22 protein-coding genes and 1 tRNA gene are annotated in these 23,388 nt (G+C 69.1%); 21 read left to right on the top strand and 2 right to left on the bottom strand.

Annotation, left to right across the window (positions count from 1 at the left end):
• Window positions 1-52: 52 nt before the first annotated feature.
• Entirely contained in the window at window positions 53-1,294 is a 1,242-nt protein-coding gene (locus M3Q35_RS30865; RefSeq protein ID WP_273936065.1) for a pyridoxal phosphate-dependent aminotransferase, read from the bottom strand.
• 171 nt (window positions 1,295-1,465) lie between these two features.
• Between M3Q35_RS30865 and M3Q35_RS30860 the strand changes: the two genes are divergently transcribed.
• From M3Q35_RS30860 to rplA, 5 genes are all read left to right on the top strand, one after another.
• A tRNA-Trp gene (locus M3Q35_RS30860) sits at window positions 1,466-1,538 on the top strand.
• A gap of 30 nt (window positions 1,539-1,568) precedes the next feature.
• Window positions 1,569-2,006, top strand: a complete 438-nt coding sequence (secE, locus tag M3Q35_RS30855) for a preprotein translocase subunit SecE (protein ID WP_273936064.1) — start codon at window positions 1,569-1,571, stop codon at window positions 2,004-2,006.
• Window positions 2,007-2,082: 76 nt separating this feature from the next.
• Window positions 2,083-2,901 carry a transcription termination/antitermination protein NusG gene (gene nusG, locus M3Q35_RS30850; RefSeq protein ID WP_273936063.1) on the top strand — a complete coding sequence of 273 codons (819 nt, stop codon included), beginning with the start codon at window positions 2,083-2,085 and terminating at the stop codon, window positions 2,899-2,901.
• A gap of 85 nt (window positions 2,902-2,986) precedes the next feature.
• Window positions 2,987-3,421 (top strand): 50S ribosomal protein L11, encoded by a 435-nt coding sequence (gene rplK, locus M3Q35_RS30845; RefSeq protein ID WP_273936062.1) that lies wholly within the window; start codon window positions 2,987-2,989, stop codon window positions 3,419-3,421.
• A 72-nt stretch (window positions 3,422-3,493) separates the two neighbouring features.
• Window positions 3,494-4,213, top strand: a complete 720-nt coding sequence (gene rplA / locus M3Q35_RS30840) for a 50S ribosomal protein L1 (protein WP_273944516.1) — start codon at window positions 3,494-3,496, stop codon at window positions 4,211-4,213.
• 52 nt (window positions 4,214-4,265) lie between these two features.
• Here rplA and M3Q35_RS30835 read toward each other — a convergent pair whose 3' ends face one another.
• Window positions 4,266-4,814 (bottom strand): hypothetical protein, encoded by a 549-nt coding sequence (locus M3Q35_RS30835; protein WP_273936061.1) that lies wholly within the window; start codon window positions 4,812-4,814, stop codon window positions 4,266-4,268.
• A gap of 271 nt (window positions 4,815-5,085) precedes the next feature.
• On the opposite strand from M3Q35_RS30835, the gene rplJ reads away from it, so the two are divergent.
• The 16 genes from rplJ (at window position 5,086) to rpoB (ending at window position 23,320) form a co-directional block, all read left to right on the top strand.
• The gene (gene rplJ, locus M3Q35_RS30830; RefSeq protein WP_273936060.1) at window positions 5,086-5,643 is read left to right on the top strand and encodes a 50S ribosomal protein L10; all 558 of its coding nucleotides are present in this window, start codon (window positions 5,086-5,088) and stop codon (window positions 5,641-5,643) included.
• A 60-nt stretch (window positions 5,644-5,703) separates the two neighbouring features.
• Complete coding sequence (rplL, locus tag M3Q35_RS30825) at window positions 5,704-6,090, top strand: 50S ribosomal protein L7/L12 (RefSeq protein ID WP_116172381.1); 387 nt, start codon at window positions 5,704-5,706, stop codon at window positions 6,088-6,090.
• A gap of 229 nt (window positions 6,091-6,319) precedes the next feature.
• On the top strand, window positions 6,320-7,558 hold the full coding sequence (locus M3Q35_RS30820) for an ABC transporter ATP-binding protein (RefSeq protein ID WP_273936059.1): 1,239 nt from the start codon (window positions 6,320-6,322) through the stop codon (window positions 7,556-7,558).
• Entirely contained in the window at window positions 7,555-8,343 is a 789-nt protein-coding gene (locus M3Q35_RS30815; protein WP_273936058.1) for an MlaE family ABC transporter permease, read from the top strand. The genes M3Q35_RS30820 and M3Q35_RS30815 overlap by 4 nt, the downstream gene beginning before the upstream one ends.
• A 10-nt stretch (window positions 8,344-8,353) precedes the next feature.
• Window positions 8,354-9,172, top strand: coding sequence for an MlaE family ABC transporter permease (locus tag M3Q35_RS30810; protein WP_273944515.1), 819 nt, complete (start codon window positions 8,354-8,356; stop codon window positions 9,170-9,172).
• On the top strand, window positions 9,169-10,491 hold the full coding sequence (locus tag M3Q35_RS30805) for an MCE family protein (RefSeq protein ID WP_273936057.1): 1,323 nt from the start codon (window positions 9,169-9,171) through the stop codon (window positions 10,489-10,491). Before M3Q35_RS30810 ends, M3Q35_RS30805 begins: the two co-directional genes overlap by 4 nt.
• Window positions 10,488-11,513, top strand: coding sequence for an MCE family protein (locus M3Q35_RS30800; RefSeq protein ID WP_273936056.1), 1,026 nt, complete (start codon window positions 10,488-10,490; stop codon window positions 11,511-11,513). Before M3Q35_RS30805 ends, M3Q35_RS30800 begins: the two co-directional genes overlap by 4 nt.
• On the top strand, window positions 11,510-12,493 hold the full coding sequence (locus M3Q35_RS30795; RefSeq protein ID WP_273936055.1) for an MlaD family protein: 984 nt from the start codon (window positions 11,510-11,512) through the stop codon (window positions 12,491-12,493). Before M3Q35_RS30800 ends, M3Q35_RS30795 begins: the two co-directional genes overlap by 4 nt.
• Window positions 12,490-13,677: an MCE family protein gene (locus M3Q35_RS30790; RefSeq protein WP_273936054.1), complete on the top strand. Its 1,188-nt coding sequence runs from the start codon at window positions 12,490-12,492 to the stop codon at window positions 13,675-13,677. The genes M3Q35_RS30795 and M3Q35_RS30790 overlap by 4 nt, the downstream gene beginning before the upstream one ends.
• The gene (locus M3Q35_RS30785; RefSeq protein ID WP_273936053.1) at window positions 13,674-14,846 is read left to right on the top strand and encodes an MCE family protein; all 1,173 of its coding nucleotides are present in this window, start codon (window positions 13,674-13,676) and stop codon (window positions 14,844-14,846) included. The genes M3Q35_RS30790 and M3Q35_RS30785 overlap by 4 nt, the downstream gene beginning before the upstream one ends.
• Window positions 14,846-16,111, top strand: coding sequence for an MCE family protein (locus M3Q35_RS30780; RefSeq protein WP_273936052.1), 1,266 nt, complete (start codon window positions 14,846-14,848; stop codon window positions 16,109-16,111). The genes M3Q35_RS30785 and M3Q35_RS30780 overlap by 1 nt, the downstream gene beginning before the upstream one ends.
• A gap of 52 nt (window positions 16,112-16,163) precedes the next feature.
• Window positions 16,164-16,700: a hypothetical protein gene (locus M3Q35_RS30775; RefSeq protein WP_273936051.1), complete on the top strand. Its 537-nt coding sequence runs from the start codon at window positions 16,164-16,166 to the stop codon at window positions 16,698-16,700.
• An 18-nt stretch (window positions 16,701-16,718) separates the two neighbouring features.
• A complete protein-coding gene (locus tag M3Q35_RS30770) occupies window positions 16,719-17,567 on the top strand; it encodes a hypothetical protein (RefSeq protein ID WP_273936050.1) in 849 nt (282 codons plus the stop codon).
• Between the two features lie 134 nt (window positions 17,568-17,701).
• On the top strand, window positions 17,702-18,253 hold the full coding sequence (locus M3Q35_RS30765; protein WP_273936049.1) for a DUF2017 family protein: 552 nt from the start codon (window positions 17,702-17,704) through the stop codon (window positions 18,251-18,253).
• A gap of 639 nt (window positions 18,254-18,892) precedes the next feature.
• Window positions 18,893-19,408: a hypothetical protein gene (locus tag M3Q35_RS30760; protein WP_273936048.1), complete on the top strand. Its 516-nt coding sequence runs from the start codon at window positions 18,893-18,895 to the stop codon at window positions 19,406-19,408.
• Between the two features lie 432 nt (window positions 19,409-19,840).
• A complete protein-coding gene (rpoB, locus tag M3Q35_RS30755; RefSeq protein ID WP_273936047.1) occupies window positions 19,841-23,320 on the top strand; it encodes a DNA-directed RNA polymerase subunit beta in 3,480 nt (1,159 codons plus the stop codon).
• Window positions 23,321-23,388: the final 68 nt, after the last annotated feature.

The following is a 23,388-nucleotide window of genomic DNA, read 5'->3' as shown; positions in this document are numbered from 1 at the left end:
CGATGGAGTGATCTTGGACGGGGGCCGGCCCGATGGGCCGGCCCCCGTGCCGCTACTTGGCCTCGCGGAGCAGGTCGCCCATCCGGTTCACGCCGGTGACCAGGTCCTCGTCGCCCAGCGCGTAGGACAGCCGGAAGTAGCCGGGGGTGCCGAAGGCCTCACCCGGCACCACGGCCACCTCGGCCTGCTCGAGCACCAGGGCGGCCAGTTCGACGCTGGTCTGCGGGCGCTGGCCGCGGATCTCCTTGCCCAGCAGGCCCTTCACCGACGGGTACGCGTAGAACGCGCCCTGCGGCGTCGGGCACTGCACGCCAGGGATGGCCGACAGCAGCTCGACCATGGTCTTGCGGCGCCGGTCGAACGCGGTGCGCATGGCGTACACGGCGTCCAGCGGGCCGGAGACGGCGGCCAGCGCGGCCCGCTGCGACACGTTGGCCACGTTCGAGCTCAGGTGCGACTGCAGGTTGGCGGCGGCCTTGGTCACATCGGCCGGCGAGATCATCCAGCCCACCCGCCAGCCGGTCATCGCGTACGTCTTGGCCACGCCGTTGAGCACGACGGTGGTGTCGGCCAGCTCGGGCACCAGCACCGGCAGCGAGTGCGCCTGCGCGCCGTCGTAGACCAGGTGCTCGTAGATCTCGTCGGTGACCACCCAGATGCCGTGCTCGAGCGCCCAGCGGCCGATCGCCTCGGTCTGCTCGCGGTCGTAGACGGCGCCGGTCGGGTTGGACGGCGACACGAACAGCAGCACCTTGGTGCGGGGCGTGCGGGCCGCCTCCAGCTGCTCCACGGAGACCAGGTAGCCGGTCGACTCGTCCGCGGTGACCTGCACCGGGACGCCGCCGGCGAGCGTGATCGCCTCGGGGTAGGTGGTCCAGTACGGCGCCGGCATGATGACCTCGTCGCCGGGGTCGAGCAGCGTCGCGAACGCCTGGTACACGGCCTGCTTGCCGCCGTTGGTGATCAGCACCTGGCTCGGCTGCACCTGGTAGCCGGAGTCACGGGCGGTCTTGGCCGCCACCGCCTCGCGCAGCTCGGGCAGGCCGGCCGCGGGCGTGTAGCGGTGGTTGCGGGGGTCGCTCGCCGCGGCGACCGCGGCCTCGACGATGGCCTCCGGCGTCGGGAAATCGGGCTCACCGGCGCCGAATCCGATCACCGGGCGGCCCGCCGCCTTGAGCGCCTTGGCCTTGGCGTCCACCGCGAGGGTGGCGGACTCGGCGATGCCGCCGATGCGGGCGGAGACGCGGCGGCGTGCCGCGGGGCTGTCAACAGGGGGAGCTTCGGGGGCTGCCATGGCCTTCATGGTGGCAGACGCCACCCACCGAATTTGCGTCCGGGGGCCCGAACACCGCTGTTGACCAGTGCGGTTGCAGTGACCACCCATTCGTGCCGTAGACTCTGGCGAGCCGGGACGTGATGAGGCCTGTTCCCAGGGAGTACCTGGGACGGCTGAAGACGGCCTCAAAGGGGTGTAGCTCAACTGGCAGAGCAGCGGTCTCCAAAACCGCAGGTTGCAGGTTCAAGTCCTGTCGCCCCTGCATCGATGCTTTTGGTGAGCGGAGGATGGCGTGAGCGAGGACCGCGAGCAGGAGCCGACGGAGAAGCGCGAGAGCGTCGCCCGTCCGGTCACCGCCGCAGCGCGACGCGAGCGCCGCGCCTCCGCCCGCCAGGTCGCGCCGGAGAGCGGTAGCGACCAGACTGAGTCGGCCAAGGCCGACTCGGCCAAGGTTGTCAGCAGCAACGGCAGGACAACGCAGTCCAAGCGCGAGCAGGGCGTGGAGACGGCGGCGCGTGACCGCAAGGCCAAGCGCCCCAACGTCTTCAAGCGCCTGGCCCGCTTCCTCCGCGAGGTCGTCGCCGAATTGCGCAAGGTCATCTGGCCGACGCGCAAGAACCTGCTGACGTACACGATCGTCGTGCTGGTGTTCGTGGCCGTGATGGTGGCGTTGGTCTTCGGTCTGGACTACGCCTTCTTCCAGGGCGTGGCCTTCCTGTTCGGCAAGTAGCCGAGCGGGTGCGGGGCCACCGGTCGCCGGCATGAGCGACCGGACACTGACGCACGAGAGGAAGCGAGACCCAGCTGTGACCTCCGAGAACGGCGCCGCCGCCGGCCAGGAGCTGTCCGACATCGACGAGCAGGACCTCCACGCCGTGCAGGTCGAGGACGCCGCCGTCGAGTCCGACCTGGACGTGGCCGAGGACACTGAGGTCGAGCAGGTCGAGTCCGCCGAAGACGACGACGAGCAGTCCGACGTCGCGGTGGACGAGGACGCCCCCGTCGACGAGAACCTGGACCCCGCCGAGGAGATGCGGGCCGCGCTGCGGCACGCCCCCGGCGACTGGTACGTCGTGCACTCGTACGCCGGTTACGAGAACAAGGTCAAGACCAACCTCGAGACGCGTATCCAGACCCTGGACATGGAGGACTTCATCTTCCAGGTCGAGGTGCCGACCGAGGAAGTCACCGAGATCAAGAACGGCCAGCGCAAGCAGGTGCAGCGCAAGGTGCTGCCCGGCTACATCCTGGTCCGGATGGAACTGAACGACGCGTCCTGGAGTGCCGTGCGCAACACCCCCGGTGTGACCGGGTTCGTCGGCGCCACCTCCAAGCCGTCCCCGCTCACCCTGGACGACGTGCTCAAGTTCCTGCTCCCGCAGGTCGAGCAGGACACGGCCAAGCAGGAGGGTGGCAAGAAGTCCGCCACCGCCGCGGCCAAGCCCACCGTCGAGGTCGACTTCGAGGTCGGCGAGTCCGTCACCGTCATGGACGGCCCCTTCGCCACGCTGCCCGCTACCATCAGTGAGGTCAACGCGGACGGCCAGAAGCTGAAGGTGCTCGTGTCGATCTTCGGTCGCGAGACGCCGGTCGAGCTGTCGTTCACCCAGGTCTCCAAGATCTGACCGGTTCCCGACAGGGAGCCGAGCAGCCACGCGGGTGGCGGGCAGGGCCCCCGCGCGGAACCACACGAATAACAGGACACAAGAAATGCCACCCAAGAAGAAGAAGCTCGCAGCGATCATCAAGCTGCAGATCAAGGCCGGTCTCGCCAACCCGGCGCCGCCCGTCGGCCCGGCTCTCGGCCAGCACGGCGTCAACATCATGGAGTTCTGCAAGGCCTACAACGCCGCGACCGAGTCGCAGCGTGGCACCGTCGTGCCGGTCGAGATCTCCGTGTATGAAGACCGCTCGTTCGACTTCAAGCTCAAGACCCCGCCGGCCGCGAAGCTGCTGCTCAAGGCCGCCGGTGTGGAGAAGGGCAGCGGCGAGCCGCACAAGACCAAGGTCGCCAAGGTCAGCATGGCTCAGGTGCGCGAGATCGCCCAGACCAAGATGACCGACCTCAACGCCGACGACATCGACCAGGCGGCGAAGATCATCGCCGGCACCGCCCGCTCCATGGGCATCACGGTCGAAGGCTGACCCTCCAACTTTTAGACAGCGTGGGAGAGCTGGGCGCAGCTCGTCACCACTACTGATCCACGAAGGACAGGAATCATGCAGCGCAGCAAGGCATACCGCCAGGCCGCCGAGCTGGTGGACCGGGAGCGGCTGTACTCGCCGCTCGAGGCCGCCAACCTGGCGAAGGAGACCTCCAAGGTCAAGCTGGACGCCACCGTCGAGGTCGCGATCCGTCTCGGTGTCGACCCCCGCAAGGCCGACCAGATGGTTCGTGGCACCGTCAACCTGCCCCACGGCACCGGCAAGACCGCGCGGGTGATCGTGTTCGCGACCGGCGACAAGGCCGCCGAGGCCGAGGCCGCCGGCGCGGACGCCGTCGGCAGCGACGACCTGATCGAGCGCATCCAGGGTGGCTGGCTCGATTTCGACGCCGCGATCGCCACGCCCGACCAGATGGCCAAGGTCGGTCGCATCGCCCGCATCCTCGGCCCCCGTGGCCTGATGCCGAACCCCAAGACTGGCACCGTGACCCCGGCGGTCGCCAAGGCGATCACCGAGATCAAGGGCGGCAAGATCAACTTCCGGGTGGACAAGCAGGCCAACCTGCACCTGGTGATCGGCAAGGCCTCGTTCGACACCGACAAGCTGGTGGAGAACTACGCGGCCGCGCTGGACGAGGTGCTGCGGGCCAAGCCGTCCGCCGCCAAGGGCCGGTACCTGAAGAAGGTCACCTTCTCCACCACCATGGGCCCCGGCATCCCGGTCGACCCGAACCGCACCCGCAACATGCTGACCGACGAGGCCAGCGCCTGAGTGCGTCGTAGCTGAACACAGGGGCCGCATCCCGCAAGGGATGCGGCCCCTGTCAGTTTGCCGTGGCGCAGGGGCTTGGGTCCTTTTGGTGCCCGGAGATGTACCAGCCGTTCTGTGCCCTGGTGAGCAGGAATGTGCCGAGTCGTTCACCGCCCTGCACGTCGAGCGCGCAGGAGCTGATGGTGGCTGAGTCCTCGCCGTGCATCTGGATTGCGGAGGCGGGCACCGTGGTTTTCTTGTAGGCGGACGGGTTGGTGACCGTCGCAGCGGCCAGCGCCACGGCCTGCTGACAGGTAGGAGCGCCCAGATCGGCTGCGAACTGGTTACCCCCTTGCGGGGTGAATACGGAGTCGCAAACGCGGTCGGCCGTCGCCGGTGGCGCGATGAGCTTGTAGACGTCGTTCACCGCCAGGTCCGGAAGCTGGTACGTCGTGGTCGGCGTGCCCGCGCCCGCCGCACCACCAGAGTTGCTTCCGCCAGGCCCTGAGCCGGTGTCGGCGGGGGCGAAGATGTTGGACAGGTAGTACTGACCGCCGCCGAGCACCGCCAGGATCACGATGCCGGCCGGGAGGTACGCGCGCCGCCGCCGCTCCTTCGCCACCGGTCAAGGCTAGCGTTTTGGAGATAGCGGCATCGGGTTGCTACCCTTCAGCTAGTTCCACCGAAGACCGCTGGTGTCCGGCTTGCCCGGACGAAGGTCCCGCGAGAGCGGGCGGCCCGCGCAGGAGGACGAGGCTGCATCACGTACGGCCCCTGGGCCGTGCCCATGATCTCTGTACGCCCCGTGCCGCTCTGCGCCGGGGCGTTTGTTCTTGTCTGGACCTCCTCCGGCGGTCGCGGGTTCCCCGCTACCAAGCAGAGAGGAGGCGACCATGGCGAAGCCAGGCAAGGTCACCGCCGTTGCTGAGATCTCGGAGAAGTTCCGGGCCAGCTCGGCCGCGGTTGTCACCGAGTACCGCGGGCTGTCCATGGCGCAGCTCACCGTGCTGCGGCGCGCTCTCGGCAAGGGCACCACGTACACCGTCGCGAAGAACACCCTGGTCAAGCGTGCTGCTGAGGACGCTGGCGTCGAGGGTCTGGAGAGCCTGCTCGTCGGCCCGACGGCCATCGCCTTCATCGAGGGCGAGCCGGTCGACGCGGCCAAGGCGATCCGCGACTTCGCGAAGGACAACAAGGCCCTTGTCGTCAAGGGCGGCTACATGGACGGTAAGGCCCTCTCGGTCGACGAGGTCACGCGCATCGCTGACCTCGACTCCCGTGAGGTGCTGCTGGCGAAGCTCGCCGGCGCCATGAAGGGCAACCTGTCCAAGGCCGCCGGTCTGTTCCAGGCGCCTGCCTCGCAGGTCGCCCGGCTGGCCGCCGCGTTGCAGGAGAAGAAGCAGGCCGAGGGTGGCGCCGAGGCTCCGGCCGACGCCCCCGCCGAAGCCTGATCACAAGCCACATTCCCGCCTGCATGGCGGCCACGTTATTCATGAGGAAGGAACGCCATCATGGCTAAGCTCACCACCGACGAGCTGCTCGACGCCTTCAAGGAGATGACCCTCCTGGAGCTGTCCGCGTTCGTGAAGCAGTTCGAGGAGACCTTCGAGGTCACCGCCGCCGCGCCGGTCGCCGTCGCCGCCGTGGGTGGCGCCGCTGCTCCGGTCGAGGCCGCTGAGGAGCAGGACGAGTTCGACGTCGTGCTGGAGTCGGCCGGCGACAAGAAGATCCAGGTCATCAAGGTCGTCCGCGAGGTCGTCTCGGGCCTGGGCCTGAAGGAGGCCAAGGAGCTGGTCGAGTCCGCTCCGAAGCCGGTCCTGGAGAAGGTCGCCAAGGAGGCCGCCGAGGCCGCCAAGGAGAAGCTCGAGGCCGCTGGCGCCAAGATCACCCTCAAGTGATCTCGTAGCTCCACAGCTGTTCCCCGCAGAGGCGGTCACCCGTTAGGGTGGCCGCCTCTGCTGCATCTGGACCATAACGGGTCGGCAACGGGTTCCCGATCGGAGGAAACTCGTCAGTAACCTTCGCGGTCCGTGGTCGTTGCACCAGGGGTACGACGTCCCACGGCGTCGCAGCGCTGCGGGGTGCACAATTCGCACTCGGAGTAATTCGGGTCACGAGGAGGTGCGGATGGGCGTCGAGGTGGTCGTCGAAGGGCTGTCGAAGTCCTTCGGCAAGCAGACCATCTGGCGGGACGTTTCGCTGACCCTGCCTCCGGGCGAGATCAGCGTCCTGCTCGGTCCGTCGGGCACCGGCAAGTCGGTCTTTCTCAAGTCCCTTGTCGGACTGCTCAAACCCGAGCACGGCCGGATCGTCATCACCGGAACCGACATCGTGCGCTGCTCCGAGCACAAGCTCTACGACGTGCGCAAACTGTTCGGCGTGCTGTTCCAGGACGGCGCGCTGTTCGGCTCGATGAACCTGTTCGACAACATCGCCTTCCCGCTGCGCGAGCACACCAAAAAGGGTGAAGCGGAAATCCGGCGCATCGTGCTGGAGAAGATGGAGATGGTCGGCCTCATCGGGGCCGAGAAGAAGCTGCCCGGCGAGATCTCCGGCGGTATGCGCAAGCGCGCCGGCCTGGCCAGGGCGCTGGTGCTCGATCCCGAGATCATTTTGTTCGACGAGCCCGACTCGGGTCTCGACCCGGTTCGCGTCGCCTACCTGAACCAGTTGATCGTCGACCTGAACGCGCAGATCGACGCCACCTTCCTGATCGTCACGCACGACATCGGCACCGCCCGCACCGTGCCGGACAACATCGGCATGCTGTTCCGCCGGGAACTGGTCATGTTCGGCCCGCGCGAGGTGCTGCTGACCTCGACCGAGCCCGTGGTCGAGCAGTTCCTGATGGGCCGCCGCGAGGGCCCGATCGGCATGAGCGAGGAGAAGGACGCCGGCCAGGCCGCGGCCGAGCTGGCCGCGCTGCGCGCCGGTGGCACGAGCGGCACGCTGGGCGGTCCGAAGGGCGGTGGCGGCACCGGCATCGTGCCGCAGCTGGAGCCGACCGCGGGCCTGCCGATCCGCCGGGCCGTCGAGCGGCGCCGGGACCGCGTGATGCAGATCCTGCACACGCTGCCGCCGTCGGCCCAGGACGCGATCATCAACAGCCTGACCCGCGAGGAGCAGCAGCACTACGGCGTGTTCGCCGGCGCGGGCGCGACTCAGGTCCAGCCGCCGGTGCAGACCGCGACCGCGAACCAGGCCCCGAATCCGACGCCGCGGCCCACCCCGTTCCCGCGCACCGCCGACCTGCCGCAGAGCGAGTGGCAGCCGCAGTCCGGTGCGCTGAGCTCCGACGACGCTCCGGCCGCCGCCCCCGCACCGGGGCGCAAGCGGGGCTGGCTGCGCCGGGGCGGTGAGAAGTGACCGCACCGACCGCCAATTTCCCCGGCGCCGGGGCGCTGCGGGAGACCGGCAGGCTGTTCGCGCTCGGCCTGGACACCACCAGGATGGTGTTCCGCCGTCCGTTCCAGGTCCGCGAGTTCATCCAGCAGTGCTGGTTCATCGCCAGCGTCACCATCCTGCCGACGGCGCTGGTCTCGATCCCGTTCGGCGCGGTGATCGCGCTCCAGCTCGGCTCGCTGACCCGGCAGATCGGCGCCCAGTCGTTCACCGGCGCGGCCTCGGTGCTGGCGATCATCCAGCAGGCCAGCCCGATCGTGACGGCGCTGCTGATCGCCGGGGCCGGCGGCTCGGCGATCTGTGCCGACCTCGGTTCCCGCAAGATCCGTGACGAGATCGACGCCATGGAGGTGCTCGGCGTCTCGCCGATCCAGCGCCTCGTGGTGCCCCGCGTGCTCGCGTCCATGCTGATCTCGTTGCTGCTCAACGGAATGGTCAGCGTGGTCGGCGTGCTCGGCGGCTACTTCTTCAACGTGATCCTGCAGGGCGGCACGCCCGGCGCCTACCTGGCCAGCTTCTCCGCGCTGGCCCAGCTGCCGGACCTGTGGATCAGCGAGATCAAGGCGGTCATCTTCGGCTTCCTGGCCGGCATCGTGGCCGCCTACCGCGGGCTGAACCCGGGCAGCGGCCCCAAGGGCGTCGGCGACGCGGTGAACCAGTCCGTGGTCATCACGTTCCTGCTGCTGTTCTTCGTGAACTTCGTGCTCACCACGATCTATCTCCAGCTGGTCCCGGCGAAGGGGATGTGACGTGGCCTCGATGCGCCGGGCGGCGAACCGTCCACTGGAGATACTCGACAACTTCGGCGACCAGCTTGCCTTCTACATCAAGGCATTGGCCTGGACGCCGCGCACGGTCACCCGCTACTTCAAGGAGTTGCTGCGGCTGCTGGCCGAAGTGAGCTTCGGCAGCGGGGCGCTGGCCGTCATCGGCGGCACCATCGGCGTCATGGTCGGTCTGTCGGTTTTCACCGGAACCGTTGTCGGACTTCAGGGTTACGCCGCGCTCAACCAGATCGGCACCTCGGCCTTCGCCGGCTTCGTCTCCGCGTACTTCAACACGCGGGAGATCGCGCCGCTGGTCGCCGGCCTGGCGCTGTCGGCGACCGTCGGTTCGGGTTTCACCGCGCAGCTGGGCGCGATGCGCATCTCCGAGGAGATCGACGCGCTCGAGGTGATGGGCGTGCCCAGCCTGCCGTTCCTGGTGACCACGCGCATCATCGCCGGCTTCATCGCGGTCATTCCGCTGTACGTGATCGGCCTGCTCACCTCGTACGTGGCGGCGCGCACGATCACCGTGGAGGTGTACGGGCAGTCCGCCGGCACCTATGACCACTACTTCAACCTGTTCCTGCCACCCGTCGACGTGCTCTGGTCGTTCGGCAAGGTGCTCGTCTTCAGCGTGGTGATCATCCTGGTGCACTGCTTCTACGGCTATCGGGCCAGCGGCGGCCCGGCCGGCGTCGGCGTGGCGGTCGGCCGCGCGGTGCGGACCGCGATCGTCACGACCAGTCTGCTGGACTTCTTCCTGAGCCTGGCGATCTGGGGCACCACCACGACGGTGAGGATCGCCGGATGAGGGTCGCCAGGCGCAGGCTCATGGGCGTCGCGTTCGTCGCGGTGATCGCGTTGATCGTGTGGTTCTGCATCGCCACGTACGCCGGCACGTTCACGAAATCGGTCACGGTGCTGCTGCGCACCGACCACGTCGGCAACCAGTTGCAGACGCAGTCGGATGTCAAGGTGCGCGGGCTGATCGTCGGCGAGGTCTCGGCGATCACGTCCACAGGGGACGGTGCCCAGCTGGCCCTGGCCCTACAGCCGGACAAGGTCGGCCTGATCCCGTCCAACGTGACGGCGCAGCTGCTGCCCAAGACGCTGTTCGGCGAGCGCTACGTGGATCTGGTGCTGCCCAGCGATCCCTCCACGCGGTCGATCGCCGCCGGCGACGTGATCGGGCAGGACCGCAGCAGCTCGGCCATCGAGCTGGAGCGGGTGCTCGACGACCTGATGCCGGTGTTGCAGGCCGTGCAGCCGGAGAAGCTGGCCACCACGCTGACCGCGATCGACCAGGCGCTGTCCGGCCGGGGCGAGCAGCTGGGCAAGACGTTGGTGCAGCTGGATTCCTACCTCGGCCAGCTCAACCCGTCGTTGCCCAACCTTGACGCCGACATCCAGAAGCTGGCGTCCCTTTCGGACACCTACAGCAAGGCCGCGCCGGACCTGATCAACGCGCTGTCCGACCTGACCACCACGAGCAAGACCCTGGTCGATCAGAAGCAGAACCTGGTCAACCTCTACGCGTCGGTGACGACGGCCAGCGGTGATCTCACGAACTTCCTGTACGCCAACCGGAACAACCTGATCAACCTGGTCGCCACGGCCAAGCCCACGCTGGACGTGCTGGCCAAGTACGCGCCCGAGTACCAGTGCCTGTTCAAGCAGATGGCCGGGTTCGTGCCGCGCATCGACCAGGCCTTCGGCAAGGGCACCAACGAGCCGGGTCTGCACATCACGCTGGAGATCACCGCCAACCGCGGCAAGTACGTGCCCGACCAGGACGAGCCGCGCTATGCCGACACCCGCGGCCCGCGCTGCTACGACCTGACGCCGGCGCCGGACCCGTTCCCGCAGTACCCGCCGGACGGCCCGCTCAAGGACGGCTCCAAGCCGCCGACGCCGGCGCGCAGCATCAACGACGGCATCCTGCCGGCGGGCACGGCCACCTCGACCATCACCCAGTCGGCGACGCTCGGCCTGCCCAACTCGACCCAGGAGCTGGACATGCTCTCCCTGCTGCTCGGACCGTCGCTGGGCCTGCCGCCCAACGACGTGCCCGGCGCCAGCGGCCTGCTGGTCGGCCCGCTCTACCGGGGTTCGGAGGTGACGCTCAAGTGAGGGGCATCGCCGGACCGCTGACCAAGCTGGTCATCTTCATGGTGATCACCGTGCTGGCCACCAGCCTGCTCGCGCTCACCATCGCCAACATCGACCTGCGCTCGGCCAGCGACTACTCGGCCCGGTTCAGCGACGTGACCTCGCTGAACGTCGGCGACGACGTGCGCATCGCCGGTGTGCGGGTCGGCTCGGTGGACACCATCCAGGTGGTGGACCGCCGGCAGGCCCAGGTGTCGTTCTCCATCGACGGCGGGCACAAGCTGCCGGCCTCGGTGACCGCGACGATCAAGTACCGGAACCTGGTCGGCCAGCGCTACATCGCGCTGGAGCCGGGCGCCGGCGACCCGAACGCGGTGCTGCCGGTCGGTGGCACGATCCCGTTGGACCACACCAAACCCGCGCTGGACCTGACCGTGCTGTTCAACGGCTTCAAGCCGCTGTTCCAGGCGCTGTCGCCGGACGACGTGAACAAGCTGTCGTACGAGATCATCCAGGTGTTGCAGGGCGAGGGCGGCACCATCGACGGCCTTCTGGCCCACACCGCGTCGCTGACCTCGACGATCGCCGGCAAGGACCAGGTGATCGGGCAGGTCATCGACAACCTGAACTCGGTGCTGACCACCGTCAACGCGCACGGTGACCAGCTGTCCGCGCTGATCAGCCAGCTCCAGCAGCTGGTGACCGGCTTCGCCCAGGAGCGCAAGCCGATCGGCGACTCGATCGTGGCGCTGGGCGACCTGGCCGACAGCACCGCCGGGCTGCTCCAGCAGGGTCGCCAGCCGCTCAAGGACGACATCGCCCAGCTCGGCTCGCTGTCCAAGAACCTGGGCGACAACGACCTGCTCAACCAGTTCCTGCAGACGCTGCCGGGCAAGGTGGAGACGATCACCAGGACGGCCACCTACGGCTCCTGGTTCAACTTCTTCCTGTGCAGCGCCAGCGGCACGATCGCGGTGCCGCCGATCATCTCCCCGGTGACGCTGCCGGTGGCGCCGGTGACCCAGGCGAGGTGCAAGGCGTGAAGCCCTTCCGCGAGCGCAATCCCATCGCCATCGGCGCGATCGGCCTCACCGTCATCGCGCTGCTCATGCTGGCCGCCTTCTTCTCCGACGACCTGCCGATCATCGGCGGCGGCACCACGTACTCGGCCGACTTCAGCGAGGCCGCCGGGCTGGTGCCGGGCAACGAGGTGCGCATCGCCGGCGTGAAGGTCGGCAAGGTCCGGTCGGTGGCGCTGGACGGCGATCACGTGAAGATCGACTTCCGGGTGGACGACGCCTGGGTCGGCGACCAGACCACCGCCGCCATCAAGATCAAGACGTTGCTGGGCCAGAAGTACCTGTCGCTGGACCCGCAGGGCGGCAAGGCGCTCGACCCCGGCACGGCCATCCCGCGCAACCACACGCTGGCCCCCTACGACGTGAACGAGGCCTTCAACGGCCTGGCCACCACCGTCGACCAGGTGGACACCAACCAGCTGGCGCAGAGCTTCACCGTGCTGTCGCAGACCTTCGCCAACACGCCGCAGGACGTGAAGACCGCGCTGGACGGGCTGTCCGCGCTGTCCAAGACGATCTCCTCGCGGGACCAGCAGCTGGCCCAGCTGCTGAGCAACACCAACCAGGTCACCAAGACCATCTCGGACCGGGACCAGGAGTTCCAGAAGCTGCTCTCCGACGGCAACCTGCTGTTGCAGGAGCTGCGCGACCGGGAGAGCGCCATCGGCCAGCTGCTGACCGGCACCAAGAACCTGTCGGCCCAGCTGTCCGGACTGGTCAACGACAACCAGGCCCAGCTCCAGCCGGCGCTTCAGCAGCTGGACAAGGTCACCACGGTGCTGGAACGCAACCAGGCCAACCTGTCCAAGAGCATCGCCGACCTGGCCCCGTTCTACCGGGTGTTCGCCAACACCCTTGGCAGCGGCCGCTGGTTCGACACCTACATCTGCGGCCTGCTGCCACCGGCCATCGGCCCCATCAATCCCGAGGGGTGCTCGCCATGACGGCCACCAAGACCCGGCTCGGCCTCGCCCAGGCGATCGCCATCGTCTGCGTGCTGGCGCTGGTCGTCGCGACGGCCGTGTGGTGGCTGCTGTCGGCCACCAACCAGAACAAGATCACCGCGTACTTCTCGGCCGCGGTCGGCCTCTACCCAGGCTCCGACGTGCGGGTGCTGGGCGTGCGGGTCGGCAGCATCGACAGCGTGACGCCGCAGGGCACCACCGTGAAGGTGGAGCTGTCGGTGGACAAGTCGGTGCACGTGCCGGCCAACGCCCAGGCGGTCGTGGTGTCGCCGAGCGTGGTCAGCGACCGGTACGTGCAGCTGACGCCGGTCTACACCGGCGGCGCCGTGATGGCCGACAACGCCACCATTCCGCGTGAGCGCACGGCCACGCCGGTCGAGCTGGATCAGCTGTACCAGAGCCTGGACAAGCTGACCACGACGCTCGGGCCCAACGGCGCCAACAAGAACGGCGCGCTGTCGGACCTGCTCAACACCGCCGCGGCCAACCTGGCCGGCAACGGGCAGAACCTCAACGACACCATCAAGCAGCTGGGGCAGGCCACGCAGACGCTGTCGGGGTCCAAGGACGACCTGTTCGGCACCGTGGACAACCTGCAGAAGTTCACCACCACGTTGGCCCAGAGCGACCAGCAGGTGCGGACGTTCAACGACCAGCTCGCGCAGGTGTCGGGCTACCTGGCCGGCGAGCGCACCGATCTCGGCGACGCGCTCAACCAGCTGTCCACCGCGCTCGGCCAGGTGCAGGGCTTCATCAAGGACAACCGGAGCGAGATCAAGTCCAATGTGGACAAACTCGCCGACGTGACCAAGGTGCTGGTCGACCAGCGGGCCGCGCTGGCCGAGTCGCTCGACGTCGCGCCGCTGGCGCTGGGCAACCTGCAGAACAGCTACAACGCCGCGTCCGGCACGCTCGACACCCGGGCCGACATCAACGAGCTGACCCAGCCGCCGATCACCATGGTCTGCAACCTGATCAAGCAGCTCACCCCCAAGAACGTGCCGGCGGCCCTGTCCGACGCGTGCGGCCAGCTGGCCGGCGTGCTCAACAAGGTGCTGCCGCTGCCGTCCGCGGCCCAGGTCATCGAGTCGCTGCAGCAGGGCGCGCTGCCGCCGCTGCCGGTGCCGCTGCTCGGCAAGTCGATCGTCGGGGGTGAGAAGTGAGGCGCAGGATCCCCGTGCTCGCGGTGCTGGCCGTGACCGCCGCGACCGTGCTCGGCGGCTGCGGCGGCAGCGAGTTCGGCGGCGTCTACGACCTGCCGCTGCCCGGTGGCGCCGACCTCGGCGACCACCCGTACCAGGTGCACGTCGAGTTCAAGGACGTGCTCGACCTGGTGCCGCAGGCCGGCGTGAAGGTCAACGACGTGGCCGTCGGCAAGGTGGCCAAGGTCGACCTGGCCCCGGACGGCTGGACCGCCGACGTGACCGTCGAGGTCAACGGCGACGTGAAGCTGCCGGCCAACGCCTCGGCCCAGCTGCGCCAGTCCAGCCTGCTCGGCGAGAAGTACGTGGAGCTGGTCGCCCCGAACAACCCCTCGGGCACGTTGGCCGGCGGCGCGACCATCCCGCTGGAGCGGACCAACCGCAATCCCGAGGTGGAGGAGGTGTTCGGGGCGCTGTCCCTGCTGCTCAACGGCGGCGGCATCGGCCAGATCCAGGACATCTCCCGTGAGCTCAACAGCGCGCTGTCCGGCAACGAGCCGCAGATCCGCCAGCTGCTGACCAACCTGAACACCACAGTGTCCAATTTGGACGCTCACCGCAACGACATCACCCAGGCGCTCGACGGTCTCAACCGGCTGTCCGGCACGCTGAACAACCAGCGCGACGAGCTGGCCGGGGCGATCGACAACCTCGGGCCCGGCCTTGCCGTGCTGACCCAGCAGCGGGACCAGCTGGTGACCATGCTCAACTCGCTGAGCTCGCTGTCCGGCGTCGCCGTCGACACCGTCAACAAGAGCCAGGCCGACCTGATCGCCGATCTCAAGGACCTCCAGCCGACGCTGACCCAGCTGGCCGCGACCGGGCAGAACCTGCCCAAGTCGCTCCAGGTGCTGCTGACCTTCCCGTTCCCGGACTCCACCGTGAACGGCGTGAAGGGCGACTACACCAACCTGTACGCCGACCTCGACCTCAACCTCGGCAACGTGGTGACCAACCTCGGCCGGTCCCGGCAGAGCATCCTGCCCAGCATTCCGCTGCTGAGCGGGCCCGGCAACGGCGTGCCGCTGCCGGTGCCGACGCTGCCGGGCGGCTCGTCCAACGGCTCGAACAACAACTCCGGCGGCCTCGGTGGCCTGCTGGGCGGACTCCTGGGCGGGGGTGGGCACTGATGCTGACCCGCAAGGTCCGGCTGCAGATCATCGCGTTCGTGGTGATCGCGCTGGTCGGCGTGAGCTACGCCGGCTTCCGCTACGCCGGCGTCGACCGGCTGTTCGGCCCCCGCGGCTACGCGCTCAACGTGGCGCTGGCCGACTCCGGCGGCATCTTCACCGGCGCCGAGGTGACCTACCGTGGCGTCACGGTCGGCCGGGTCGGGCCGCTCACGCTGACCAAGGACGGCATCACCGTCGAGTTGGACATCGACTCCAACGACACCCAGATCCCGGCCAACTCGCAGGCCGTGGTGGCCGACCGGTCCGCGGTCGGCGAGCAGTACGTCGACCTGCGGCCGAGCACCGACAGCGCCCCGTACCTGGCCGCCGGAGCGACCATCCCGCAGGCCCGCACCCAGACCCCGCCGCCGGTGCAGGGGCTGCTGACCAACCTGGACAACCTGGCCGGCTCGGTGCCGACGCAGTCGCTGCGCACCGTCGTCGACGAGCTGGACACGGCCTTCCAGGGCACCGGTCCCAACCTGCAGACGCTGCTCGACACCACCAGCAGCTTCACCCAGGCCGCGTCCCAGCACCTGCCGCAGACCACCATGCTGCTGGCCGACGGCCGGACCGTGCTGCAGACCCAGCTGGACAAGTCCTCGGACATCCTGTCCTTCAGCCACAGCCTGGCCCAGCTGGCCGCGCAGCTGAAGAGCTCGGACGGCGACCTGCGCACGTTGATCGCCAACGCGCCGCCGGCCGCCGACCAGATCGACGGCGTGCTCCGCGACAGCGGCGTCTCACTGGGCAACCTCACCGCCAATCTGCTCACCACCTCGCAGATCCTGTTGCCCCGCAAGGACGGTCTCGAGCAGATCTTCGTCACCTACCCGGCGGTGGTCGGCGGCTCGTACACGGTCGCGCCCGGCGACGGCACGGCCCACTTCGGCCTGGCGGTGAACCTGTTCGACCCGCCGCCGTGCACCAAGGGCTATGAGGGCACCGATCGGCGCGCCGGCGACGTCACCGCCCCGATCGCGCCGAACACCAAGGCCTACTGCGCCGAGCCGACCGGCAGCCCGATCGACGTGCGCGGCGCCCAGAACGCCCCGTACGGCGGCAAGCCGGCGGTGCCGGTGGCCGGCGCCGGCGGTGCCCAGTCCCAGCAGTCGCAGACTGCGGGCCCGGGCCTCGGCCCGCTGGTCGGGCTGCTGCCCGGTCTCGGCAGTGCGAACCTGGGCCCGTCGAGTCTGGCCCGGCTGCTCGGCCTGCCGGGCTGATGAATCGGGCCCGACGGGCCTACCCTGACCGAGAAGTCGACCCTGGAGAGGCATGGTCACCCAGCAGGCAACACCAGCGAACCGATGGCTGTCGGCGCTGTCCGCGGTGGCGGCGGTGCTGCTGCTGGCGGCGCTGATCTTCTGCGGCGCGTCGCTGGTCGGCTGGCTCGGCGCGTCCGGCGACCAGTCGGTGCAGTTCGCCGTCACCCGCGACGACGTGCTGCGGGTCGGCAAGCAGGAGCTGATCAACTTCTACACGCTGGACTACAAGAACCCGGACGCCTCGTTCGACCGGCTCGTGCAGGCCTCCACCGGCGACCTGGCCACCGCCATCAAGCAGGGCGAGGCCAACTGGAAGAAGCAGCTCGCCGACCAGAAGACCAGCCTCACCGCGAAGGTGCTGGACGCCGCGGTGACCGAGCTCGACGACCGCGCCGGCACCGCGACCGTGGTGGCCATCGTCGAGGTCGACGCCACGCCCGACAACGGCAAGCCGGCCAACCGGCTGCCCATGCAGATCCAGCTGACCAGGACGGACCAGGGCTGGAAGCTCAGCCAGGCCGGTTCCATCGTCCTGGGCTCGCAGTAGCCGCGGAAGGACCAGCAGGTGCCACCTCCCCGTCGTAACGCCAACGCCCAGCAGCCGGTCCGCCGGCCCCGGGTCGCCGGCCTGCGCCGGCCGGCCCGGCCGGAGGACACGCAGCCGGCCGATGAGCGCGTGTCCGGCCGGCTGCCCGTCGACGAGACCCCGGCCGACCCACCCGCGTCGGTCGAGGTCGTCGCGCCCGAGGTGATCGGCGCCGAGACCGTCGAGGACGAGCGAGCCGCCGTGCGCGAGTTCGCGCGGGTCTTCCCGGACGTCGAGCCGGCGGCCGAGGCGCCGGCCCGGGAACGCAAGCCGGTCGGCGAGCGGCTGGCCCCGGTCGGCCGGACGCTGAGTCGGCTGCGGCCGCGGACCGTGCTCGGCCCGATCGTGATGGTGCTGGTGGCCGCGGTGCTGACGGCGGCCGGCTTCTGGCTGCGCGGCGAGGCCGGCCTGGTGCTCGACGGCGGCGCGGCGGCCAACAAGGCGCTGGCCGACACCGGGGCGACCACCGACGTGATCACCCAGGTCACCCGGGACATGGAGGCCGTGTCCTCGTACAAGTACACCGATCTGGCCGGTGCGCAGAAGGCCGGCCAGGCGGTGAGCACCGGCAAGTTCCTCGACGACTACAACAAGCTCTTCGAACAGGTGAAGTCGCAGGCGCCGGCGCAGAAGGCGGTGGTGACCGGTCAGGTCGCCAAGATCGGCGTCCGGGTCCTGCAGGGCGACGACGCGATCCTGCTGGCCTTCCTCACGCAAACGACAACACGGGCCGACACGAACAAGTCCAGCTCGGTCGGCCTGGTCTACACCGTCACCGCGCACCGGTCGGGGGGAAAATGGCTGATCAGCGACCTCACACCGCGCTGATCGAGCGGCCGGCGTGTTCGCAAATGCCACGAGTACGGCCGGCGAGCCGCCATTACTCCTCCCTTTCACACCCGCACACTCTGTGAGCTGGTAAATATTGATCAACCGTTCGGGTGGCTGGGGAGGTCGGGTCCGTGATCAAGTGGCATCGGGATGACGGCGTCGTTGTCGGCACCCTGGAGCCCGAGCGCGTGGCGTGGCTGCGCAGCAGGCTGGCCGAGTTCCACGCGCTGCTCGACTGGCGGCTGAGCCAGTACACGACCGACTACCCGCTCGGCGAGGTGCTCGGCATCGCGCTGCCGACCGAGCCGACCGACCACCCGCCGCTGCAGGCCGTGCTGCGCATGCACGTGCCGGACAGCGAGCCGGCCGAGGTCCGGCTGTGGTGGGAGCCGGAGCTGATCGGCGGGCTGCGCGCCGCGGTGGCCGACGCCTGGCGCAACCTGCCGACCGAGGGCGGCGTGGTGCGGCTGGCCGACGACCCGCAGCGGCTGCGGGCCTGGACCCGGGTGCTGCTCAGCCTGCGCATCGCCTACCTCGCCACCTGGGTGCCGGAGGCGCTGTCCGCGCCGCTGCCCGACGACGCCCCCGCCGACCAGCGCCGCCGGTACGACCGGGCCTGCTGGCTGCGTGCGGTGGTGGACACGCTCGGCGAGTTCACCGGGCTCGGCGCGTCGAGGGGCTGACCGAGCGGCAGTGGCGTGCGCGGCGGCGGCCCGCCCGCGGGCCCGGTGAGCAGCAGCTCGCGCTCGTGCTCCGGCATGGCGCGCAGGTCGTCGAGGTCGGCGAGCTTGAGCGCGCTGCACCCGTTGCCGTACGCCCGCGCGAGCCCGAGCAGGTACTGCAGGCTGGGCCGGCCGCGGGAGGCGGGCCAGTTCTCGCACTCGCTGACCCGCTCGGCGCTGACCGCCCGGCCGGGATTGGCCCGGTTGTAGCGGTGCGCGAGCTGCACCTGCGTCCAGCCGAGCGCGTAGCGCCAGGCCAGCCGGGGCCGGGCGCCGAAGCGCTGGGCCATCTCGGTGGCGATCCGCTCGATCGGGCAGCCGAGTTCGAGCATCCACGCCCGCACCTCGTCCCGCTCCGCCTTGCTCACCATCCACGTCTCCCCTTGTGGGTGACCGCCGCGCACACACCCCCTTTCCGGATCCGAACCTAGCCCCGCACCCCGACAATTCGCCCTCCTTGCCAAGAAAACCGGGCGTCCGAACCGAACTTCTGACCTGCTTCCGGGATGAATCCGCAGCTCACGGTGGTCGAAACGAGCCAAGAAAAGATTGGGGATCCATACGGGGTCGAGCAGCGGCTTCCAGCGCGACGCTTGTCCCATGACCGACATCTCGCCCACGAAGACCATCGCGGTGCTCGGCGTGCGGCCCACCGACCGCACCGCGGCACTGAACATCCTGGCGGCCCGGCTCGCGGCCGCGGGCCTGCGGCCGGTCCCGGTGCCGGACGATCCGGTGCTCGCCGACCCGGGTCCCGGCGCCGCCGCCACCGCCGGCCGGAGCCCGACCGTGGCCCAGCTCCGCCGGGCGGACTGGGTGACCGCGTTCGACACCGTGCTGGCCGCGTGCGACCGCGAGCGCCAGGCCCGCACGCGGGCGCCGGCGGGCGTGCTGCTGGTCGGCGGGGCCGCGCTGCGCGCGGTCGCGCGCTACCGGGCCGGCCTGCGGCTGCGCGGCGAGGACTACGACGCGTCGATCCGCGGCTGGCTGGAGGGCCCGGCGGCGGGCGCGGCGGCCGGCTACGCCGCGGTGCTGCACGTGCGGCCGGCCGCCCCGGTCGGGCCGGGGAGGCCTTGCTCGACCGGGCCATCGCCGAGGTCGTCGAACGGCTCGTGACACCCCCTTGCGCGATCTTCACCAGCACTTCTAAAAGTGACGTTCGCCACACTGTTTCGGCTATTCTGGCGCTGGCGACCCGCCAGGGTGTGCCAACCTCTTTCGAGTGTGATCATCTGCCCGTCCGACCGTCGCCGCTGGTCAGCGCGGTCCAAGCGGGTGGATTTGCTGTCCGCCACTGGAGTGATCGGCCGGTGACACCTTGACTGCGAGCCTGGGCAGGGTCACTCTGTCGGTGAGCACCGCCGTGGGCCTTCCAGGGACCCCTCGACAGTCGCCGTTCTCCGGGCTAGACTGCCCCTTTGCGCTGCCCTCTGTCCGTTTGCCCTTCGCCGAGAGCACGGGATTCGGGGAGCCACGCACCCTTGACAGACGCGTTAGTCCCTGCTGACGCGGCTGCCGCCAGTACATCAGTCCCTGGAAGGACGCATCTTGGCAGTCTCCCGCGCGACCAAGGCCACTGCTGCGACCAACTCCACCGGAATTCCTGGAGCGCCCACCCGCGTCTCGTTCGCGAAGATCCGCGAGCCGCTGGCCGCGCCCAACCTCCTCGAACTGCAGACTCACTCGTTCGAGTGGCTCACCGGCAACGAGGCGTGGTTCCAGCGCCGGGTTGACGCCGGTGACGAGGCCCCGACCGGTGGTCTTGAAGAGGTCCTCAACGAGATCTCCCCGATCGAGGACTTCTCGGGCTCCATGTCGTTGTCCTTCTCCGACCCGCGCTTCGACGAGGTCAAGGCCTCCGTCGAGGACTGCAAGGACAAGGACATGACGTACGCGGCCCCGCTGTTCGTCACCGCGGAGTTCACCAACCACACCACCGGCGAGATCAAGAGCCAGACGGTGTTCATGGGTGACTTCCCGATGATGACGGACAAGGGCACGTTCATCATCAACGGCACCGAGCGGGTGGTGGTCTCCCAGCTCGTGCGCTCGCCCGGCGTCTACTACGACACCGCGATCGACAAGACGACCGACAAGGACGTCTTCAACGTCAAGATCATCCCGAGCCGGGGCGCCTGGCTGGAGTTCGACGTCGACAAGCGCGACACCGTCGGCGTGCGCATCGACCGCAAGCGCCGCCAGCCGGTCACCGTGCTGCTCAAGGCCCTCGGCTGGACCACTGAGCAGATCCGCGAGCGGTTCCACTTCAGCGAGACGCTGCTGGCCACGCTGGAGAAGGACCACACGGCCGGGCCGGACGAGGCGCTGCTGGACATCTACCGCAAGCTGCGCCCGGGCGAGCCGCCGACCAAGGAGAGCGCGCAGGCGCTGCTGGAGAACCTGTTCTTCAAGGAGAAGCGCTACGACCTGGCCAAGGTCGGCCGGTACAAGGTCAACAAGAAGCTGGGCCTCGGCTTCCCGGTGTCCACCGGCGTGCTGACCGAGGACGACATCGTCACCACCATCGAGTACCTGGTCCGCCTGCACGCGGGCGAGACCGAGATGACGGTGGAGAACACCACGGTGCCGGTCGAGGTCGACGACATCGACCACTTCGGCAACCGCCGCCTGCGCACCGTCGGCGAGCTGATCCAGAACCAGATCCGGGTCGGCCTCTCCCGCATGGAGCGGGTCGTGCGTGAGCGCATGACCACCCAGGACGTCGAGGCGATCACGCCGCAGACCCTGATCAACATTCGGCCCGTCGTGGCCGCGATCAAGGAGTTCTTCGGCACCTCGCAGCTGTCGCAGTTCATGGACCAGACCAACCCGCTGGCCGGTCTGACCCACAAGCGCCGGCTGTCCGCGCTCGGCCCCGGCGGTATCTCCCGTGAGCGCGCCAGCATGGACGTGCGCGATGTGCACCCGTCCCACTACGGCCGGATGTGCCCGATCGAGACGCCGGAAGGCCCGAACATCGGCCTGATCGGCTCGCTGTCCTCGTTCGCGCGGGTCAACCCGTTCGGCTTCATCGAGTCCCCGTACCGCAAGGTCGTCGACGGCCGGGTCACCGACCAGATCGACTACCTGACCGCGGACGAGGAGGACCGCTTCGTCAAGGCCCAGGCCAACACCCTGGTCGACGACGAGGGCAACTTCCTCGAGGACCGGGTCATGGTCCGACGCAAGGGCGGCGAGACCGACCTCGCCGACACCGCCGACGTGGACTACATGGACGTCTCGCCGCGCCAGATGGTGTCGGTGGCGACCGCGATGGTGCCGTTCCTCGAGCACGACGACGCCAACCGCGCGCTCATGGGCGCCAACATGCAGCGTCAGGCGGTGCCGCTGCTGCGCAGCGAGTCCCCGCTGGTCGGCACCGGCATGGAGCTGCGCGCCGCGGTCGACGCCGGCGACGTGGTCATCGCCAAGAAGTCCGGTGTGGTCGAGGAGCTGTCCGCCGACTTCATCACCGTGATGGCCGACGACGGCAGCCGCCAGACCTACGCGATGCACAAGTTCCGCCGCTCCAACCAGGGCACCTGCATCAACCAGAAGCCCATCGTGAACGAGGGCGACCGGGTCGAGCACGGCCAGGTCATCGCGGACGGCCCGTGCACCCAGAACGGCGAGATGGCGCTGGGCAAGAACCTGCTCGTCGCGATCATGCCGTGGGAGGGGCACAACTACGAGGACGCGATCATCCTCAGCCAGCGCCTCGTCCAGGACGACGTGCTCACCTCGATCCACATCGAGGAGCACGAGATCGACGCCCGTGACACCAAGCTCGGCGCCGAGGAGATCACCCGGGACATCCCGAACGTCTCCGAGGAGGTGCTGGCCGACCTCGACGAGCGCGGCATCATCCGGATCGGCGCCGAGGTCCGCGACGGCGACATCCTGGTCGGCAAGGTCACGCCCAAGGGCGAGACCGAGCTGACCCCGGAGGAGCGGCTGCTGCGCGCGATCTTCGGTGAGAAGGCCCGCGAGGTGCGCGACACCTCGCTGAAGGTGCCGCACGGCGAGACCGGCAAGGTCATCGGCATCCGGGTGTTCAGCCGGGAGGACGACGACGAGCTGCCCCCGGGCGTGAACGAGCTGGTCCGCGTCTACGTCGCCCAGAAGCGTCGTATCCAGGACGGTGACAAGCTCGCCGGCCGGCACGGCAACAAGGGCGTCATCGGCAAGATCCTGCCGGTCGAGGACATGCCGTTCATGCCGGACGGCACGCCGGTGGACATCGTGCTGAACACGCACGGTGTGCCCCGTCGTATGAACATCGGCCAGGTGTTGGAGACCCACCTCGGGTGGATCGCCAAGCAGGGCTGGAGCATCGACGGCGACCCGGAGTGGGCGTCCAAGATGCCCGAGGAGCTGTTCGAGGTGCCGCCGAACACGAACACCGCGACGCCGGTGTTCGACGGCGCCCGCGAGGAGGAGATCATCGGCCTGCTCGGGTCGACGACGCCGAACCGCGACGGCGAGCGCATGGTCGGCCAGAACGGCAAGGCCACGCTGCTCGACGGCCGCAGCGGCGAGCCGTACCCGTTCCCGGTCGCGGTCGGCTACATGTACATCCTCAAGCTGCTCCACCTGGTCGACGACAAGATCCACGCCCGGTCGACCGGCCCGTACTCGATGATCACGCAGCAGCCGCTGGGTGGTAAGGCGCAGTTCGGTGGCCAGCGCTTCGGTGAGATGGAGTGCTGGGCGATGCAGGCGTACGGCGCCGCATACACCCTCCAGGAACTGCTCACCATCAAGTCCGACGACAAGTTGGGCCGCGTGAAGGTGTACGAGGCCATCGTCAAGGGCCAGAACGTCCCCGAGCCCGGGGTGCCGGAGTCGTTCAAGGTGCTGCTCAAGGAGCTGCAGTCCCTCTGCCTCAACGTGGAGGTGCTCTCCAGCGACGGCGCCGCGATCGAGATGCGCGACGGCGACGACGAGGACCTGGAGAGGGCGGCCGCCAACCTCGGCATCAACCTCTCCCGGAACGAGTCGCCGTCCGTCGACGACGTCGTCAACTAAGTGACCTCGCCGCGCTGACTGCGGAGCTCCCCGAAAAGCCCGCAGTCAGCGCACGTACCCCAGGCAGC

Origin of the sequence: Kutzneria chonburiensis (assembly GCF_028622115.1) — a bacterium.
Classification (GTDB): domain Bacteria; phylum Actinomycetota; class Actinomycetes; order Mycobacteriales; family Pseudonocardiaceae; genus Kutzneria; species Kutzneria chonburiensis.
Note: the sequence above shows the minus strand (reverse complement) of the source record. Positions and strands in the feature narration are given on the sequence as shown.

What these genes read in the sequence shown, in the direction of transcription:
- rplL (WP_116172381.1), top strand. Translation starts at nt 5,704, where the DNA reads ATGGCTAAGCTCACCACCGACGAGCTGCTCGACGCCTTCAAGGAGATG.
- M3Q35_RS30790 (WP_273936054.1), top strand. Translation starts at nt 12,490, where the DNA reads ATGACGGCCACCAAGACCCGGCTCGGCCTCGCCCAGGCGATCGCCATC.
- M3Q35_RS30760 (WP_273936048.1), top strand. Translation starts at nt 18,893, where the DNA reads ATGACCGACATCTCGCCCACGAAGACCATCGCGGTGCTCGGCGTGCGG.
- rplJ (WP_273936060.1), top strand. Translation starts at nt 5,086, where the DNA reads ATGGCGAAGCCAGGCAAGGTCACCGCCGTTGCTGAGATCTCGGAGAAG.
- rplK (WP_273936062.1), top strand. Translation starts at nt 2,987, where the DNA reads ATGCCACCCAAGAAGAAGAAGCTCGCAGCGATCATCAAGCTGCAGATC.
- M3Q35_RS30820 (WP_273936059.1), top strand. Translation starts at nt 6,320, where the DNA reads ATGGGCGTCGAGGTGGTCGTCGAAGGGCTGTCGAAGTCCTTCGGCAAG.
- M3Q35_RS30780 (WP_273936052.1), top strand. Translation starts at nt 14,846, where the DNA reads ATGCTGACCCGCAAGGTCCGGCTGCAGATCATCGCGTTCGTGGTGATC.
- M3Q35_RS30865 (WP_273936065.1), bottom strand. Translation starts at nt 1,294, where the DNA reads ATGGCAGCCCCCGAAGCTCCCCCTGTTGACAGCCCCGCGGCACGCCGC.
- M3Q35_RS30775 (WP_273936051.1), top strand. Translation starts at nt 16,164, where the DNA reads ATGGTCACCCAGCAGGCAACACCAGCGAACCGATGGCTGTCGGCGCTG.
- M3Q35_RS30805 (WP_273936057.1), top strand. Translation starts at nt 9,169, where the DNA reads ATGAGGGTCGCCAGGCGCAGGCTCATGGGCGTCGCGTTCGTCGCGGTG.
- M3Q35_RS30810 (WP_273944515.1), top strand. Translation starts at nt 8,354, where the DNA reads ATGCGCCGGGCGGCGAACCGTCCACTGGAGATACTCGACAACTTCGGC.